The organism is Halorhodospira sp. M38, from assembly GCF_022227985.1.
GTDB classification, from domain to species: Bacteria; Pseudomonadota; Gammaproteobacteria; order Nitrococcales; family Halorhodospiraceae; genus Halorhodospira; species Halorhodospira halophila_A.
In genome coordinates, this window is sequence record NZ_JAJNQP010000004.1 from 120451 (window position 1) to 138448 (window position 17998).

Annotated in this window: 16 protein-coding genes; all 16 read right to left on the reverse strand. The window is 68.3% G+C overall.

The genetic code is table 11. The annotated features are described in order from the left end of the window. Positions 1 to 83: 83 nt before the first annotated feature. The gene (locus tag LRA98_RS04430) at positions 84 to 1055 is read right to left on the reverse strand and encodes a cysteine synthase A (RefSeq protein WP_238632515.1); all 972 of its coding nucleotides are present in this window, start codon (positions 1053 to 1055) and stop codon (positions 84 to 86) included. 143 nt (positions 1056 to 1198) lie between these two features. After that, positions 1199 to 2161 carry a protein translocase subunit SecF gene (secF, locus tag LRA98_RS04435; RefSeq protein ID WP_201242956.1) on the reverse strand — a complete coding sequence of 321 codons (963 nt, stop codon included), beginning with the start codon at positions 2159 to 2161 and terminating at the stop codon, positions 1199 to 1201. A gap of 2 nt (positions 2162 to 2163) precedes the next feature. Next, positions 2164 to 4020 carry a protein translocase subunit SecD gene (gene secD / locus LRA98_RS04440; RefSeq protein ID WP_201242957.1) on the reverse strand — a complete coding sequence of 619 codons (1857 nt, stop codon included), beginning with the start codon at positions 4018 to 4020 and terminating at the stop codon, positions 2164 to 2166. A gap of 3 nt (positions 4021 to 4023) precedes the next feature. Next, positions 4024 to 4365, reverse strand: coding sequence for a preprotein translocase subunit YajC (gene yajC, locus LRA98_RS04445; RefSeq protein WP_201171261.1), 342 nt, complete (start codon positions 4363 to 4365; stop codon positions 4024 to 4026). 17 nt (positions 4366 to 4382) lie between these two features. Continuing rightward, positions 4383 to 4748: a preprotein translocase subunit YajC gene (yajC, locus tag LRA98_RS04450; protein WP_201242969.1), complete on the reverse strand. Its 366-nt coding sequence runs from the start codon at positions 4746 to 4748 to the stop codon at positions 4383 to 4385. 83 nt (positions 4749 to 4831) lie between these two features. Beyond that, positions 4832 to 5944, reverse strand: a complete 1113-nt coding sequence (gene tgt, locus LRA98_RS04455) for a tRNA guanosine(34) transglycosylase Tgt (protein WP_238632551.1) — start codon at positions 5942 to 5944, stop codon at positions 4832 to 4834. A 116-nt stretch (positions 5945 to 6060) separates the two neighbouring features. After that, positions 6061 to 6708: a carbonic anhydrase gene (locus tag LRA98_RS04460; RefSeq protein ID WP_201242958.1), complete on the reverse strand. Its 648-nt coding sequence runs from the start codon at positions 6706 to 6708 to the stop codon at positions 6061 to 6063. A gap of 86 nt (positions 6709 to 6794) precedes the next feature. Next, positions 6795 to 7457 (reverse strand): MOSC domain-containing protein, encoded by a 663-nt coding sequence (locus tag LRA98_RS04465; protein ID WP_238632516.1) that lies wholly within the window; start codon positions 7455 to 7457, stop codon positions 6795 to 6797. Next, the gene (locus LRA98_RS04470) at positions 7454 to 8332 is read right to left on the reverse strand and encodes a ribonuclease H-like domain-containing protein (protein ID WP_201242959.1); all 879 of its coding nucleotides are present in this window, start codon (positions 8330 to 8332) and stop codon (positions 7454 to 7456) included. The genes LRA98_RS04465 and LRA98_RS04470 overlap by 4 nt, the downstream gene beginning before the upstream one ends. A 22-nt stretch (positions 8333 to 8354) precedes the next feature. Beyond that, positions 8355 to 9176, reverse strand: coding sequence for a TlpA disulfide reductase family protein (locus LRA98_RS04475; protein ID WP_201171272.1), 822 nt, complete (start codon positions 9174 to 9176; stop codon positions 8355 to 8357). Beyond that, positions 9173 to 9796: a gamma-glutamylcyclotransferase gene (locus LRA98_RS04480; protein ID WP_238632517.1), complete on the reverse strand. Its 624-nt coding sequence runs from the start codon at positions 9794 to 9796 to the stop codon at positions 9173 to 9175. Before LRA98_RS04480 ends, LRA98_RS04475 begins: the two co-directional genes overlap by 4 nt. 19 nt (positions 9797 to 9815) lie before the next feature. After that, positions 9816 to 11789 (reverse strand): putative bifunctional diguanylate cyclase/phosphodiesterase, encoded by a 1974-nt coding sequence (locus tag LRA98_RS04485; protein ID WP_238632518.1) that lies wholly within the window; start codon positions 11787 to 11789, stop codon positions 9816 to 9818. 175 nt (positions 11790 to 11964) lie between these two features. Next, positions 11965 to 12696, reverse strand: a complete 732-nt coding sequence (locus LRA98_RS04490; RefSeq protein WP_238632519.1) for a sulfite exporter TauE/SafE family protein — start codon at positions 12694 to 12696, stop codon at positions 11965 to 11967. Between the two features lie 72 nt (positions 12697 to 12768). Further along, on the reverse strand, positions 12769 to 14202 hold the full coding sequence (locus tag LRA98_RS04495; protein WP_238632520.1) for a coniferyl aldehyde dehydrogenase: 1434 nt from the start codon (positions 14200 to 14202) through the stop codon (positions 12769 to 12771). A gap of 22 nt (positions 14203 to 14224) precedes the next feature. After that, positions 14225 to 15445 (reverse strand): iron-containing alcohol dehydrogenase, encoded by a 1221-nt coding sequence (locus LRA98_RS04500; RefSeq protein ID WP_238632521.1) that lies wholly within the window; start codon positions 15443 to 15445, stop codon positions 14225 to 14227. A 118-nt stretch (positions 15446 to 15563) separates the two neighbouring features. Further along, positions 15564 to 17987, reverse strand: a complete 2424-nt coding sequence (locus tag LRA98_RS04505; protein WP_238632522.1) for a DEAD/DEAH box helicase — start codon at positions 17985 to 17987, stop codon at positions 15564 to 15566. Between the last annotated feature and the right edge of the window lie 11 nt (positions 17988 to 17998).

Sequence of the window (17998 nt, forward strand, 5' to 3'; positions counted from 1 at the left end):
CCCGGCGCAAACCGCCGGCGGGGTCGACTGGCCATGCCCCCGGACGAGACCGGGCGGCGACCGAACCACGGCAGCGGAGGGGTTCAGGCGAGTCCCCGCTCCGCCAGCCAGGCCTCGTTGAAGAGTCTCGAGTAATAGCGGCCCCCTCCATCACAGAGGATCGTCACCACCGTGTGCCCGGGACCGAGCTCCTCGGCGGCGCGGATCGCCCCGCAGACATTGACCCCCGACGAGCTGCCCAGGAACAGCCCCTCTTCCCTCAGGAGCCGGTAGACCATCGGCACCGATTCGGTATCCGGTATGCAGAACGCGTCATCGATGTCCGTATCCTGAAGATTAGCTGTTACACGGCTACTGCCAATCCCCTCGGTGATGGAATTGCCTGCCGACGGGGATGGCTCACCCTCGCGCACGAAACTATAGAGGGCGCTGCCCGCCGGGTCGGCCAAGTAGATGCGCGTATCCGGCGCGCGTTCCTTGAGCGCCCGAGAGACCCCGGCCAGGGTCCCGCCGGTTCCGGTAGCCGCCACGAAGGCGTCCACCCGGCCACCGGCCTGCGCCCAAATTTCCGGCCCGGTGGTGCGGTAATGGCCCTGGCGGTTGGCGGTGTTGTCAAACTGGTTCGCCCAGACCGCGTTGTCCATCTCTGCAGCCATGCGGCCGGCAACCTTCTGGTAGTTGGCCGGATCACGGTAGGGGGCGGCGGGTACGGTATGCACCTCGGCACCGAGGGTGCGCAGCAGGTCGATCTTCTCCTGGCTCTGCGTCTCGGGGATGACAATGACGCAGCGATAGCCGCGTGCGTTACAGATATGGGCAAGCCCGATCCCGGTATTCCCGGCGGTGCCCTCCACTACGGTCCCGCCGGGGCGCAACTCGCCGCTGCGCTCGGCGGCCTGGATGATCACCAGCGCCGCCCGATCCTTGACGGACCCGCCCGGATTCATGAATTCAGCCTTGCCGAGGATCTCGCAGCCGGTCTCCTCGCTCAGCCTCGGCAGGCGAATCAGCGGCGTATTCCCGACCGCGCCGACGAACCCATCGCAGATCGACATGCTTGACTCCCGCTTGCTTGACTTTCCCCAATCCTCAGGGGGGTGTGGGGACAGCATAGCGCGGAGCCGTCGCAGAAATCAGCGGGAAAGTTGCAGGGCTGACACACGCGGGCTCCCGGGGGGCGCCCCCGGGAGCGCAGCGGTCACGGGCGCTCGGCGGGGGGAATCGCCGATTCGTGATCCTCCTGGTCCTGTCCCTCCTTCTCAGGCGGCAGGAGGTCCTGCTTGCTCACGCCCATGGCCAGCGAGGAGGCGCTGGCGATGAAGATCGAAGAGTAGGTACCAACCAGGACACCGACGAGCAACGCCATGGCGAAGCCGTGGATGATCTCGCCGCCGAGCAGCAGCAGCGAGCCGACCACCAGCAGCGTCGTGAACGAGGTTACCAGGGTCCGGGACAGTGTCTGGTTGATCGCCAGGTTCATGACGTACTCGGTGGTGCCCTTGCGCACCTTGAGGAAGTTCTCGCGGATCCGGTCGGAGACCACGATGGTGTCGTTGAGCGAGTAGCCGATGGTCGCCAGCAGCGCCGCCAGCACGGTCAGGTCGAAGGTCAGGCGGGTGAGCGAGAAGAACCCGAGGATGAGCACGATATCGTGGACCAGCGCCGCCACCGCGCCGAGGGCGAAGCGGTACTCGAAACGGAAGGCCACGTAGACCAGCACACCACCGAGGGCGTAGAGCAGCGCCAGCAGGCCCTGCTCGGTGAGTTCACGGCCAATCTGGGGGCCGACGAACTCGACCCGCCGGAGTTCGACGCCGTCGTGGGCCTCGCGCAGCTTGGCCAGGATCTCCTCGGAGACCGCCGCCTGCTCCACGTCCTCCATCGGCGGGATGCGCACCATGATCTCGCGCGGCGAGCCGAAGTGCAGAACCTGGGCATCCGCATAATCGGTCCCCTGCAGCGCCGCCTCGACCTCGGCGACCTCCACGGACTCCTCGTAGCCGACCTCGACCAGGGTCCCGCCGGTGAAGTCGATGCCCAGATTCAGCCCCTGCCAGAGCAGCGAGCCGATGGAGAGCACCAGGAGCACCGCCGAGAGCCCGAAGCCGATACGGCGCCGGCCGAGGAAGTCGAAGTTGGGATCGTTCTTGAAGATCTCCATGGCTAGATCTTGAGCTCCGAGACCTTACGCCCGCCGTAGATCAGATTGATCACGGCCCGCGTGCCGACAATGGCGGTGAACATCGACGTGGCCAGACCGATGGCCAGCGTCACGGCGAAGCCCTGGACCGGCCCCGTGCCGAAGAGGAACAGCACCAGGGCGGCGATCAGCGTGGTGACATTGGCGTCGGCGATGGTCGACAGCGCCTTGCCGTAGCCCGCATCGATGGCGGTCTGGATCGGCGCGCCGGCCTTCAGCTCCTCACGGATGCGCTGGAAAATGAGCACATTGGCGTCCACCGCCATACCCACGGTCAGCACGATCCCGGCAATGCCCGGCAACGTCAGGGTCGCCTGGAGCATAGAGAGCACGGCGACGATGATCACCAAGTTGCTTAAAAGGGCCAGGTTGGCCACCAGGCCGAAGGTCCGGTAGTAGAGAGCCATGAAGGCGATCACCAGCAGGAAGCCGATCACCACCGCCATGAAGCCGCGCTCGACGTTTTCCGCACCCAGGCTTGGCCCGATAGTGCGCTCCTCGACGATGTCGATCGGAGCCGCCAAGGCACCGGCACGCAGCAGCAGCGCCAGGTTGCTGGCCTCTTGGCTGGAGTCCAGGCCAGTGATCCGGAAGCGGCTGCCGAGCCCCTCACGGATCCGCGCCACCGAGATCACCTCCTCGATCTCGCGGATCACCCGCTCCGGCTCGCCATCGATCATCTCGGTCTCGGAGACCCGCTCCTGGAAGAGCACGGCCATGTGATCGCCGACCCGATCCCGGGTGGCGCGATTCATGATCCGCCCGCCGGTGCCCGAGAGGCGGATGTTCACCTCCGGCGAACCACTCTCCTGATCAAAACCCGACGAGGCGTCGATGATGCGATCCCCCGAGAGGATGCGCTGGCGCTCCAGGGCCACGTAGCCGCCATCCCGCTGCGGGAAGACCTCTGCGCCCTCAGGCGGATCATCCGGGTCGCCGGTGAAAGGGAAGTTGGCGTGATCGACAAAGCGGAACTCCAGGGTCGCCGTGGCGCCGAGGATCTCCTTGGCCTGCCCCGGGTCCTGGATGCCGGGCAGCTGGACCACGATCCGATCCGCCCCCTGGCGCTGGACCACCGGCTCGGCGACGCCCAGCTCGTCAACCCGGTTGCGCAGCGTGGTGATATTCTGCTGGACCGCCAGGTCCTTCATCTCCTGAAGCTCCTCCTCGTCCATGGAGGCGATCAGGAGGTAGGCGTCTTCGTTCGTCTCCTCGCTGTAGGCGAGCCCGTCGATGTGCTCCTCAAGCGCGCTGCGGGCCCGCTCGCGCAGCTCCGAGTCCACGAAGGCCATGCGGATCTGCTGCTCGTCGGTCACCTCCAGCGCGGAGAAGCGGATCCGCTCCTCCCGGAACAGGGTCCGGATATCCTGCTGGTGCCCCTCCATGGTCTCGCCGACCATGGCGTCGATGTCCACTTGGAGCAGGAAGTGCACCCCACCGCGCAGGTCGAGCCCGAGGAACATCGGCTCGGCTCCCAAGGCCCGGAGCCATTGCGGCGTCGACGGCACGAGCGTCATCGCAACGGAGTAGTCCCGGTCGAGCTTGGCGGAGATCAGATCCGAGGCCCGCATCTGCTCGTCCGTGGAGCCGTAACGCAGCACCCACTGCCCTTCCAGCACCTCCGCCGAGAGTGGCTTGTAGCCTTCCTCCTCGAGGAAGGAGAGGACATCGGACTGGACTTCCTCGCTTGGCACCTCGTCGTCGCCGGTGGTGATCACCACCGACGGGTCCTCGCCGAAGAGGTTGGGCAGCGCGAAGAGGCCGCCGACCACCAGGACGGCGACCACCAGCAGGTATTTCCAGAGCGGATAGCGGTTCAAGAGCTACTTGCCCTTCTTGTCCTGTTCCTTGAGGGTGCCCTTGGGCATGACATTGGCCACGGCGTTCTTCTGGATCTGCAGCTGCACGCCATTGGCCACCTCGATGGTGGCAAAGGTGTCGCCCACCTCGGTGATGCGCCCCAGCGTGCCACCGTTGGTGACCACCTCATCGCCCTTGGAGAGCTCCTCGACCATCTGCCGATGCTCCTTGGCCCGCTTGGTCTGGGGGCGGATCAGCAGGAAGTAGAACAGGGCGATCATGCCCACCAGCAGGATGATGCTGAACCAGACGTTGGGCTCCTCCGGCTGCTGTTGAGCGTGCGCGGCAGAAATCAGAAAATCCATAACGCTCTCCATGGTGTTCACTCAGTGGATTCGGTCGGGGCGTGGCTCTTGCCGCTGCGGGCCTCGTCCAGCGTCCCCTTGGGCAGGACGTGGCCGATCATGTCGCGCTTGACGTTCCACTCGACGCCCTTGGCCACCTCAACACGCACGAAATCCTCGCCCAGGCGCGTGATGCGACCCAGCTCGCCCCCGCTGGTCACGACCTCATCGCCCTCGGCCAGCCCCTCGACCATCTGCTGATGCTGTTTCATGCGCTGGCGCTGCGGGCGGATCAGTAGGAAGTAGAAGACCGCCACCAGCAGGACGGTGAAGATCAGGAAAAACAGCATATCGCCCCCGCCGCCTGCCTGCTGGGCGTGGGCCGGCGAGATGAAGAAGTCCATCAACATGCGCGCATTCCCCCTTCAGAATCTGTCGGTTAGCGCATTGACACCGCCCTCCGGCGGCCCGGATGCGGCGTATTATGTCATAGGGTCGGCGGCGTTTGCCCACGCCGCGCGTAGAAATCGTCCACGAAGCCCGCCAGTGCGCCGTCGCGGATCGCCGCACGCAGGCCGGCCATCAGCTGCTGGTAGTAGTGGAGGTTGTGCAGTGTCGCCAGGCGAGCCCCGAGCATCTCGTTGCACCGCTCCAGGTGCTTGAGATAGGCCCGCGAGTAGTTGCGGCAGGTATAACAGTCGCAGGCCGGGTCCACCGGCGTGGTATCCGTGCGGTAGCGGCTGTTGCGCAGCCGCACCAGTCCCTCGGAGGTGAACAAGAAACCGTTGCGTGCGTTGCGTGTAGGGATCACGCAGTCGAACATGTCGACACCGCGTCGGACGCACTCGACCAGATCCTCCGGCTTGCCCACGCCCATCAGGTAGCGCGGCCGGTCGGCCGGCAGGCACGGCTCCAGGTCCTCGAGCACGGCGTCGCGCTCCTCGCGGGGCTCACCCACCGACAGGCCGCCGATGGCGTAGCCGTCGAATCCGATGTCCATCAGCCCCGCCAGCGAGGCCCGGCGCAGCTCGGGGTAGATGCCGCCCTGGACGATCCCGAACAGCGCCGCCGGATTGTCGCCATGGGCGCGGCGGCTGCGCGCCGCCCAGCGCAGCGACAGCTCCATGGAACGCTGCACCGCCTGACGCTCGGCCGGGTACGGGGGGCACTCATCAAAGATCATGACGATGTCCGAGCCCAACTCGCGCTGGACGGCCATCGACTCCTCCGGCCCCATGAACACCCGGGCGCCGTCCACCGGTGAGCGAAAGTGCACCCCCTCCTCGGTGACCTTGCGCAGTTCGCCGAGGCTGTAGACCTGAAACCCGCCGGAGTCGGTGAGGATCGGCCGGTGCCAGTTCATGAAGTCGTGCAGATCGCCGTGGAGGTGGACCACTTCGGTACCGGGGCGCAGCCACAGATGGAAGGTGTTGCCGAGGATGATCTCCGCGCCCAGCTCGCGTAGCTCCTCCGGCGTCATGCCCTTGACCGTGCCGTAGGTGCCCACCGGCATGAAGGCCGGGGTCTCGATGGTCCCGCGCGGCAGATGCAGTCGTCCGCGGCGCGCCGCCCCATCCGTCGCCATACGCTCAAAGCGCAGCGCCCCGGTATCCGTCAATGCCGCATCCGCCTGCACCAGCCCCTCCAAGGTCGCCCAAAACGAAAACGGCTCAGGATAGCGATGCAGCGGCCGCAGTGCACCCGCCAGCGCCCGCGTTAGCGCTGCTCAGGTGGCGGCAGCGCCCCCGTCTCGGCCACCCCGTCAAAGAAGTGCACCGCCCCGGAGGCCAGGTCGTATTCGGCACCGACCACAGCCAACCCCTGCTCGGCGCGCAGCCGGGCGAGGATCGGCGACTCCTCGCGCAGCATCTGTGCCGCCATGCGCACGTTGGCCCGCACCGCCTCGCGGGCCAATTCCTGCGGATCGAGGGACTCGGCAAACAGCGGCTCCACCGCCGGGCGCACCCGGTCGAGGATCTTGCGCAGCCCCTCGGTGGGGGCCTCGACCTGTTCGCGCAGCGCCTCTACGGTGGCGTCGATGGCCCCGCAGCAGGAGTGGCCGAGGACCACCACCAGGCGCACGCCCAGTTTCTCGGCAGCGAACTCCAGGCTACCCATCTGCGAGGGCGCAGCGATGTTGCCGGCCACCCGGACCACGAACAGATCCCCGAGCCCTTGATCGAAGACCACCTCGGCGGGCACCCGCGAGTCGGCGCAGGAGAGGATCGCCGCAAACGGGGTCTGGCCGCGGACGAGTTGCCCGCGGCGCTCGGCATTGAACCGGTCGGGGTCACCGGGGGCATCGGCCATGAACCGCTGATTGCCTTCGATCAGCCATCCCAGGGCCTGAGCGGGATCCGCCATCGGGAAGCTCCTTATGTTCTAACGTTTGCCCGTGTACCGCATCGCGCGGCACCCGATACTACGGCACGGCGAAGGCTTCGGGCGCATCAGAGGCGACCCTGGCGCTGCAGCCACACCACACGCTGCTGGAAGCGATCGCGCCACGCCGCCGCCAGCTCCGGCATCTCGGCGGCCAGGGCCATACGCTCCGGATCCGCCTGCGGCTCGCGATGCAGCGCCCAGAGTTCATCCATCGTCAGCCGCTGCGGGTGGCTCGTGCACCGCTCCAGGGCCGCCCCCGGCTCGACCGTACCCGGCTCGATGACCCGGTAGAGCCAACCGGTCCGCCCGGTCTCGACCATGGTCCGCGCCATGCGCTCGACGTCGAACCGGCGATCCACCTTCCAGCAGGGCAGCCGCGGCTGCGATACCTCGATCAATGCCGCACCGAGACGGAAACGATCCCCCACGGCGACATCGCCCTCCAGCCACCCTTTGGTGGACAGGTTCTCGCCGAACGCCCCGGGAACAAAGCGGTGCGCCGCCGTCGGGAACCGTTGCGACCACCACGGCAGATGCTCGGCAGGATAGTGATTGACGGCCCGCTCGGGGCCACCGTGGACGCGCCGGTCGGCGTGGTGATCCCCTTCCAGGCCCTCCGGCCCCAACCAGCAGGCGGCGGCAATCTCCTGCTTGTAGAAGCCCGTGGGATGGCGATCCGGCGGCAGCGCCCCCGGCCCACCGGCGAAGACCCGCGCGTTCGTCGTCACGGGGCTCTACCCTCCTCGCAGTAGACCCGATCCAGTGCCGCCCAGAGGGCCGCAAGGGCCAGGATATCGTCGCTGTTATGACGCACCACGGCCGGCAGCTGTCGCGGATCGCCCCGTTGTAGGAAATCGAGCCAGGCCGCCGGCGCCTCGGCACCGGGCAGATCGTCGAGCCGCTCGTGACCGAGGAGCCGGCGCTCAGCGGTCGCCAGGCGGCAATTGGGCCAGCGGCTGCGGAAGATCCGCCGTGTCGGATGCAGCAGATCCAGGTGCTCCCGGTTGTCCAGGCCCAAGTCGACCCCGTGGAGCCGCGCACGGCTCTTGAGCAACGGGGCATCGAAGGACTTCCCGTTATAGGTCACCAGTGCCTGCGTCTCATCCAGCACCTGGCCCAGCCTCGCCAGCAGCGCCGGCTCGCCGCTGAACCCGGTCAGCAGCCAGTGGCGCACTGTCAGGCCGCCGCCCCCCAGACTGCCGACGCCGATCAGGAACACCACGGTGCCGGCCCCGCCCGCCAACCCGGTGGTTTCCGTATCCAGCAGCAGCGCCCGCTGCGGGTCCAGCCCGCCCCCCTCCGGCACCCCATCCAGGCGCCCCGCGAGCGGTGCCAAGGGCTGCTGCCCGTAGGCCGTCTCCAGCCCAACCACGCGCTCGACTTCGACCAGCCCGGGCGCGCACACTGCACCACCAAGCTGCTCGGCCACCGCCTGATCACCGGGGCGCTGACCACCGGCTCGCGACGCCGAGCGCCGCTGTCGCGTTTGGACACGCGCCAGGCGCTCGCGCACCCCCGGTGTCGCCGGCTGCTCCGGCGACACCGCCGCCGGACGCCCACCGGCCTGGGCCCGCAGCCGGTCGATCCGCTTGGACAGGCTCACTGCTTCGCTTCCCTCCCTCGAGTCAACGCAGGCGCTCCAGCCCCCGTTCCAGCGAGGCGCTCGATACCTGGCCGGTGTGGGAGTCGACCAACTGGCCGTGTTCATCGTAGAAGAAGGTGGCGGGCAGACCGCGGGTGCCGGTGGCATCACTCCAGCGCTGGTGCGGATCCATCAGGATGTTCTCCAGCGATGGCGCATGCTCTTCCAGGTAGCCCTGCACCTGACCGGCATCCTCGCCCTGGTTGACGAAGACGAACTTGACGCCATCCTCGCGTTCCTGCGCCTGCTCGAAGACTGGCTTCTCCTGCTGGCAGGCCGGGCACCACGTCGCCCATAGATTGACCACCACGGGCTGGCCGGTCTCATCGATCAGGCTGGGCAGATCCGTGCGCTCGCCCTCCAGGGTGCTCACCGCTACCTCCGGCGCCGATCGGGATTGCTGATCGATCACCAGCAGCGGGCCCGCGGTCACTCCCCAGACGATGCCGCCGGCGACCACCGCCGTCGTCAGGGCCCGGCGCTGCTGGGGAACCCGCCAGAAACGCCAGACCAGGTAGGCCAGACCGGCGACAACACCACCGAGGGGATCGAAGCCGCCGTCGCGGATATCCACCACCCCCCAGAGGCTGTCGAAGCTCTCCCAGTAGTGGACGACGAACAGCAGCCGCGCCCCCACCAGCCCAACCAGGACCAGGCTGAACAGGCTGTCGCTGACCCGCACACCGCTGCGCCGAGCGGCTAGGCCACCGGCGACCAGGGCGACGGCCAAGGCCAGAACAAGCAGGATCTGTCCGATGGAGAGCACAAGGGGGCCCAGCGCCACCGTCTGATTCAGGACACTCATGGGCGGACGACTCCGGTTGAATGGGGAAAAAACTCCTCGATGGCCTCCTCCAGGGCGAACACGTGCCGATCCTCCTCGCCCAGGGCGCGCAGGGCCCGCGCCAGCTCGATCAGGTAGTCGCGGTTGGGACCGCTCGGACCGCTGCAGCTGGCAATCTGCCGGGCCATCTCCGGAATCGGCGCAGGCCCGAGGAACGCCGGGTTATCCGCGGTAGCGATGTAGACCAGCCCCCGACCCTCGCCGCCATCCAGAAACCGCAGCGGCGTGGTCAAGCGGAGGTAGCCGTTCTTCTCACGCAGATCCAGCGGTCCCAGGGCCTCGGGCGGGATCCGGTAGGCCATGCCGACACAGCGCACCCCCGGGGCTTCGATCAGGGTGGCCACCCGCCCGGGCGCCTCCGGCGTACCCCGGTGATCGTGGGAGCCCTGCCAGAAACGGCGCTTCCAGCCGTGGATAGCAGCCGGACGGCACTCGAAGTACGGGAAATCGGCCTTGTAGATCAGGGAACCGTATCCGAACAGCCAATGATGGCCCTGATCGGGGAGTGGCTGGTGCTGCCGGTTGATCGCCCTAGTATCCGCAACCATGCCGTCGAGGATACCAGACCTTCGCCGCCGCACTCTGCCCGCCTCGGGCGATCTACCCCGCGCCGAAGAGCCGGGGAGTGACCTGTGCGGCCGGCTCCGGGCGCGCGAAGAAGAACCCCTGGCCCAGCGGGCAACCTTCATGCAGCAGGATATCGCGCTGCTCACGGGTCTCGATGCCCTCGGCGAGCACCGAGAACCCCAGGCTAACGCCGAGATCGATGATTGCCCGGTTGATCTTGATCTGGGTCGCATCCGACGGCAGGCCCCGCACGAAGGAGCGATCGATCTTGAGCTGGTCGATGGGCAGACCGCGCAGGTAGCTCAACGACGAGTACCCCGTACCAAAATCATCCAGGGCGATCAGCACGCCCCGGGCGCGCAGGGCCTCGAGCTGGGCCACCACCGTGCGATCCTGCTCCATCAGGACGCTCTCGGTGATCTCCAGCGCCAGCACCTCGGGCGGGACACCGGCGTGCGCCAGGGCATGCTCCACATCGTCGACCAGGCCGCCGCCGACGAGCTGCGGTGCCGAGACGTTCACGCCGACGCGGCCGAACGCCAACCCGGCATCCCGCCAGGCCCGCGCCTGCTCGCAAGCCTGGCGCAGCACCCAGCGGCCCAGCTCGCCAATAAGCCCCACCCGCTCGGCAACCGGCACAAACTGCGCCGGAGAGACCCAACCACGCTCCGGATGCTCCCAGCGCAGCAGCGCCTCGGCCCCGACCCAGCGGCCACTGCTCAGCTCCGTCTGCAGCTGGAAGTGCAGCGCCAGCGCATTCGACTCCATGGCCTGCCGCAACTGCGAGCCGAGCTCCAGGCGCTCGCGGGCCTCGGTCGTCAGCTCCTCGCTGAAGAAGCGCAGACTGACGCCCTCCTGACGGGCCTGGTACATGGCGGCATCGGCCTGCTGCACGAGCTGCGCCGCGGAAGCGGCCGGCTCCGGATAGCTGCTGACCCCCACGCGCAGGTGGATGGGCACCTCCTGGCCCTGCACCTCGAACGGCGCCCCGGTCACCTCGAGGAAGCGACGGGCCAGCTCGGTGGCGTCACCGGCGGTCCGCAACCGGGGGAGAACGACGGCAAACTCGTCCCCGCCGAGCCGCGCGACCTGCACCGGGCCGCACAGTTGCGAGGGCACATGAACCTCGCTAAGCCGCTGACCCAACCGTTTGAGCACGTCATCACCGGCCTGGTGGCCATAGCTGTCGTTGATCGTCCGGAAGTCGTTGACATCGATGACCACCAGCCCCAGGGGCGCCCAGGGCGGAAGCGCCTCGAGAGTGCGGGCCAGGCGATCCTGGAAGAGCATACGGAGCGATTCGCGGTTGGTGACGTCGTGGAGGTTGATCACCCACGCGCTCCTGCCTTCCCAACCGATGGGCTGGGCGCCCATCTCCACCGTCCGTAAGCCACCCCCGGGGGCAAACAGCTCGACCTGCTGCGGCGCCCCCTGGGGAATCGCCTGGCCGAACCAAGCCCCGACCAGCGCCTGCGGATCCTGCCCGAGAAACCGCCCCGCAGCCGCGTTGGCATAGAGGATGCGACCCTCCGTATCGACGATCACGATCCCCTCTGCGGTGCTGGCCAACAACTGGTGGTACTGCCAGTCGCGCTCGTGCAGGGCCTCGCGGACCGCCTCGCGCTCCGTCACATCCTCCAGGATGTGCAGCGAGTAGGCGTAGCGACCCGCCTCGTCCACCACCGGGTAGGCCCGCGACTGCAGGATCTCGCCCGCGTCCAGGACAAGGTCACAGCACGGCTCCTGCGGGGCGACATCAGCGGAACGCCCAGCTGCGAAGGCCCGCATCCCCGCGGCACAGCGGGGTAGCGGCCCCTCGCGCACGGGGAACACCTCCCAGTAGCAGCGTCCCAGCGCCTCATCGGCCCGGCAGCCGGCCCGCTCCAGATAGGCGGCATTGGCGCCGAGGATGCGGTACTCGTGGTCGTGGACAAAGGCCGCATGGGCAATCGCCTCAATCGGGACCGGCCAGCCCGCCACTCCCTGCTGTCGCTTATCGCGCCCCATCACCTCCACCAGAGGGTCGCCGTCGCCCGACCGGCCGGCACCGGGATGCCGGCCCGCCGCCATCGAACCGGTTCAAGGATAGCCGCGCGGTGTGCAGCAGCACGCCCTTCAGGGCGAACACCCCCGCAGCCGCAAGCACCACAGCCCACGCCATCGCGTCCATTCCGCCCTCGACTCAACCCAGCGCGCGTACACCTTCGACAATCACCGCGACAGCCGACAGCGTACACAGAATCAGGAGAATCGGTCGAATCCGGCCGGCATCCACCCAGTGGAGGATCGACCCAGAGATCCACAGCCCCAGCAACGCCGCCGGCGTAACAGCCAGGGAGAGCATGAGTTCGTCGTGGCCGAAATACCCCAACAGGACCATCCCCAGCAACGAGACCACCGAGCCGACCAGGAAATACCCCCCCAAATTGGCCCGGATATGCGGTCCCCGGGCGTGCTGATAGAGCAGTGCCATCGGCGGACCGCCCACCGAGGTCGCCGTACCCATGAAACCGGAGAGGAACCCGGCCCCCAGAAGCCGGTTGCGGGTCGGGCGGATATCCCCGGGCAGCAGGCTGACCACCACACCCAACAACACCGCCACCCCGAGAACCAGCGACAGCATCCACTGCGATGCCACCGCAAGCAGCCCAAAGGCCGCCACCATCCCCGGCATGCGCCCGATCACCGCGGCCCCGAGTTCGCCGATGGCCAGCCCCGCCCGATTGCGCCAAAGGATGATCGCCGAGATGACCATGGCCACGAAGAGCACCGGTCCCGGGACAAAGGCCGGATCGATGAGAAAGAGCAGCGGGGCGGCGAAGATCGCCAGCCCGAAGCCCAGCGCCCCCTGGAGCAGACTGCCGATGGCCACGAGTAGGGAAGCGAGCGCGAGTTCAAGGGGAGGCAGGGGCAAGAACGGACTCCGGCGGCTTCGTGAGGAGGCGAAGTCTACCACCCCGAACCGCGCGCGGACGCCGCCGGCCGGTCAGCGCACCATCAGTCGCTGCACCCAGCGGTGAATCCTGCGCCCGTAGGGCGGCTCGACCAGGCGCGCGCTGTTCCACCGCCCCTTGCGCAGGACCGCCTTCTCGTTCGAGAACGTCCGGAACCCCTCGAAACCGTGGTAACGCCCCATCCCCGACGCCCCCACCCCGCCGAAGGGCAGATTGTCCTGGGCCACATGGAGCACGGTGTCGTTGATGCAGACCCCACCGGAGTGACTGCCATCGAGCACCTGTTGCTGGCGGCGGCGGTCGTGCCCGAAGTAGTAGAGCGCCAGCGGGCGCGGCCGCGCGGTTATGTAGGCCAGCGCCTGCTCCAGGTCCGCCACGGTGACCACGGGCAGCACCGGGCCGAAGATCTCCTCCTCCAGCACCCGCGCGGAAGCCGGGGCATCCAGCACCAGCCAGGGAGGCATACGACCCGACTCTGGGGCGTTTTCGACCGCCTCGGCCATGGGCACCAGCTCCGCACCCTGTTCCCGCGCATCGTTAAGCAGCGCCTCCAGACGCGCCCGGTGCCGAGGCGTGATCACGGCGGCGTAATCCGGGTTGCGCAGCGGATCGGGATAGAGGCGCAGGGCCGCCCGGCGCAGCGCGTCCACCAGGGCGTCACGCCGATCCGGCGCGCACAGCACATAGTCCGGCGCAATGCAGGTCTGCCCCGCATTGAGCAGCTTGCCGTAGGCGATCCGCCCGGCCGCCGCCTCCAGATCTGCATCCTGATCGACGACCGCCGGCGACTTGCCCCCCAGCTCCAGGGTCACCGGGGTCAGGTGGGCGGCCGCGGCGGCCATCACCTGGCGTCCCACGGCAGTGGAGCCGGTAAATAGCAGATGATCGAAAGGCAGCGCCGCGAACGCCCGGCTCACCGACTCGCCCCCCTCAACCACGGCCACCTCCTCGGCGGAGAAGGCCTGACGAATCACGCTGCCGAGCACCGCGTTGGCCGCCGGCGTCAGCTCGGAGAGCTTGAGCAGCACCCGGTTACCCGCCGCCAGCGCCCCGGTCAGCGGGCTCAGGGCCAGGTAAACCGGGTAGTTCCACGGCACCATGATGCCCACCACACCCAAAGGCTGATGGACGACCTGCGCGGAGGCCGGCTGCATCAGCGGATGGGGCCAGCGCCGGCAGGGACGCATCCAGCGGCGCAGGTGGCGCCGGGCGTGGCGGATCCCGGTGAGCGCCGGCAGCAGATCCACGGTGGCCGACTCCTCCACGGAGCGCCCCCCGAAGTCCTCGTCCAGCGCCGCCGTCAACGCCTCCCGATGGTCGAGCACCACCCGCCGCAGCCGATCCAGTCGCCCCCGGCGCACCGCCAGACTAGGGGCCGGATCCGCGGCGAAGGCCTGGCGCTGGCGATCCAGCAACGTCTGCAACTCCGCGGCTTGATGCTCCGGCATGGGGGTATGTTCACCCATCCTGTCTCCGCCTCTTCTCCGTTCAGGGGCACCGTGGGCCGTTCGCGGTGCCTTCCCGGTTGGCCAGCCCAGCGGGCCTTTCAACCGGCTGAAGCCGACTCATTATCTCCCGCACCTGCGTCGGATCCAGGTAGCGCGGCACGGCATAGGTCCAGCGCACCTCGGCGCAGGCGGCGCGGGCCAGCGCAGGGAGGTCGGCCTGCCTGAGCCCTTCAAAGGCGTCGGGAATACCGAACAACCGGTTGAACTCATGCAGGCGGCGGATCAAGGCCGCCGCGGGAGCACCGCTGTCACCTACCCCAACTGGATCGGCAAGCTGGGCAAGGCGACCCTCTCCCGCGGACCGGTAGGCCTCCAGAACCAGAGGCAACGTCGCGGCGACCACTTCCCCGTGCGGACGGCCACACCACGGCCCCACCTGGTGCGCGATGGCGTGGGCATAGCCGATCCCCGCCACAGTGCAGGCGCGGCCAGCCAGGTGCGCCCCCCGGGCCAGAGCCTGCCGGGCCTCCAGGTCCTTACCCTGGCGCCATGCAGCCTCCAGATTGCCGCTTACCAGTCGCACCGCTTCTCGCGCATCATGGTCGGTCTGCCGCGTCGCGTTGCGTGACAGATATGCCTCCACGGCGTGGCTCAGGGCATCCAGGCCCGTGATTGCGGTCCAGTAAGGCGGCAAACCGGTCATCAGATGGGCGTCGAGGGCAGCGGCCCGAGGCAACAGGCGCAGGTCCATGGCGGCACGTTTGCCGACCTGCCGGGTATCGTCGCGCACGACGGCCCCCACCGTGACCTCGGAACCTGAGCCGGCGGTGGTCGGCGCGGCGTAAAGAGGCAGCATCCCCCGGCGGACCCGCAACAAACCGGTCAGCTCGGCCACGCTGCGGTGGTTTCGGGCACGCGCGGCGATCAATTTGGCAGCATCCAGCACCGAGCCGCCGCCCAGGGCCAGGATGGCCTGGCCATCCATCTCCTGCTGGACCGCCAGCCCGGCCTCGACCTGCGTCACGGAAGGCTCGGTGACAATGCCATCATATTGGACGACCTCGACCCCCTGTTGCTCCAAATCGGTGACCACCGGTGCCACCACGCCCTTTCGCAACAGCTCAGAATCGGTCACCACCAACACGCGTCGGTGACCAACCTCAGCGATGTGCCGACACAGCGCCGCGACCGAACCCGGCCCCTCAAAAACCAGCGGCCAACGAAACGGTAAGAGCGTCACAAAGGCCTTGAATCCGGCCATGTAGGCGTGATGCAACGCCGCCTCGAGTCTTGCAGCCCCCATCAACGTCACGAACTCACTAGAACCCGCGCAGCAGCGTATTCGGCAGATCGTTCATGACTAACCGCGCTCAGCACGCTCATTGCAGGGCCCCGCTTGCATCCGGATCCGTGGCCGGGCCGCTGCCCATCAGCAGCTCAAGCACCGTCAGCGCCGCAGCCCGCGGCGACTGCCCGCGGGTCTCCTCCGAGGCCAGCACCGGCCCCACACAGGCCGGACAGCCGTGGGTGCATGCGCACCCCTGGACCAGGTCGTGGGCATCGGCCACCACGGCGGCCCGCTGGTCGAACAGCGGCGCCGAGAGCCCCACACCACCCGGGTAGTTGTCGTAGAGGAAGACCGCCGGCTGGAACCGCTCGGCCTCCTCAACCCCGCGCACCTCACCGCTGGCATCCCGGAGCTGGCCGCGCCCGCGCGGACCGGTGACGGCAAACCACTCGGCGTCCCCATCGCCCACGGCCCGGCCCAGATCACCGGGCTCGGACATCAGGCGCAGCGCCGCCACGTGGTGCAGGGCATAGGCCGCGCCGAGGAACCCATCCAGCGCCCGGTGGCGCGTCTCGAAGACCCGCTCCAGTGCACCCGGCTCGATGGTCCACCAGGTCGCCGTGGTGTGCATCTCCTGATCGGGAAGTTCGATCTCCCCGAAGCCGATGTTCTCGTGGGTGTAATAGCGAATCTTCTTGTAACCGGCGATGCGCCGGACCAGATGCACCTCGCCGTGGGCGGCCTCGGCATCGCCACTGCGCTGGCCCTCGAAGCGCTCGAGGATCTTGAGCCGGGTGTAGTCGATGGCGTCGGTGTAGTAATCGGCCCGCGTCTCGCGGACGTAGGCCTTGCGGCCGTCCCAGTCGAGGCGCTCCACCTGGTAGGGGCGCGCCTGGATCATGTAGATGGCGCCCTCGTAGAGGGTCATCGGTGCGGCGGTGTAGTCCACCTCGGCGATCACTCGCCGGGCGCCGTCGGTGGTGTCGATGACCACGAAATTGCCGTCGGCCACCGAGCGCAGGCTGACCTCGCTGGCCGGGTAGCTGTCCGCCACCCAGTGCCAACGCTCACCCTCGCGGTGGAGCACCCCCTGCTCGACCAGGTAATCGAGCAGTTCCTCCAGATCCTCGCCGCCGAAGGTCTCGCCGCGCCGGAAGGGGAGCTCGAAGGCGGCGCAGCGCACGTGATCGAGCAGGATCAACAGCTGATCCGCGTCGATGCGGGCGTGCTCCGGCGAGGCACCCAGGAAGAAGTCCGGGTTGCGGACCATGTACTGATCCAGCGGCTCGCTGGTGGCCACGACGATGCCCAGCGCTGTGCGGTTGCGCCGCCCGGCCCGGCCGAGGCGCTGCCAGGTGCCGGCAATGGTTCCGGGATAGCCGTTGAGCAACGCCACGTCGAGGCTGCCGATATCCACCCCGAGTTCCAGCGCTGAGGTGGCCACCACGCACTCAATGTCACCGGCGCGCAGGGCCTGCTCGGTCTGTCGGCGCTCGGTGGGCAGGTAACCGCCCCGGTAGGCGGCCACCCGCGGCGGCCGGCGCGGGTCCCTGTCGAAGACGTCCTTCAGGTACTTGGTCAGCACCTCGACCATCAGCCGGCTGCGTGCGAAGAGGATGCTCTTCAGGCCACTGCGCACGGCGAGACGGGCGATGCGGGTGGTCTGCGAGCGCGCCGAGGCGCGAATCCCCAGGTCGGGATCGATCACCGGCGGGTTCCACAGCAGCAGCCGCTTCTCCCCGGCCGGGGCGCCGCTTTCGGTGATCGCCTCGACGTCCGGCTCCCCGATCAGCCGCCCGGCCAATTCGCGCGGGTTGGCGATGGTCGCCGAGGTGAAGATAAAGACCGGGTCCGCACCGTAGAAGCGGCAGATGCGCCGCAGCCGCCGGAACAGGTTGGCCACGTGGGAGCCGAACACCCCACGGTAGGTATGCATCTCGTCCACCACCACGTAGCGCAACTGCTCGAACAGTTGCGCCCACTTGGTGTGGTGGGGCAACACCCCCTGGTGGAGCATATCCGGATTGGAGACGACGATATCGCCCTTGGTCCGCACCGCCTTACGGGCATCCCCGGGGGTGTCGCCATCGAAGGTGAAGGCGCGCACGCCCAGCCCACCGGCCTGATTGAGCTCGTGCAGCTCGGCCACCTGATCCTGGGCCAGCGCCTTGGTGGGGAAGAGGTAGAGGGCCTTGCCACCGCCGGTCAGCGCCTCGTGGAGGACGGGCAGATTGTAGCAGAGCGTCTTGCCCGAGGCGGTCGGGGTGACCACCACCATATGCCGCCCGGCGCGGACCCGCTCCCACGCCTGGCGCTGATGGCTGTAGAGCTGCTCGATACCGCGCTGGCGCAGCGCTGTGACCAGGGCCGGGGCCAGCTCCTCGGGCAATCCCGCAGTGCGCGCCGGACGGGCGGGCAACACCAGCTCGCCGGCGATCCGCTCGCGGTAACGCCGCTGCAGCCGCCCGGCCAGCCCGCGGACCGGATCCTGCTCACCCTCTGTGCGCTTAGCCAACGTCTCTCCCC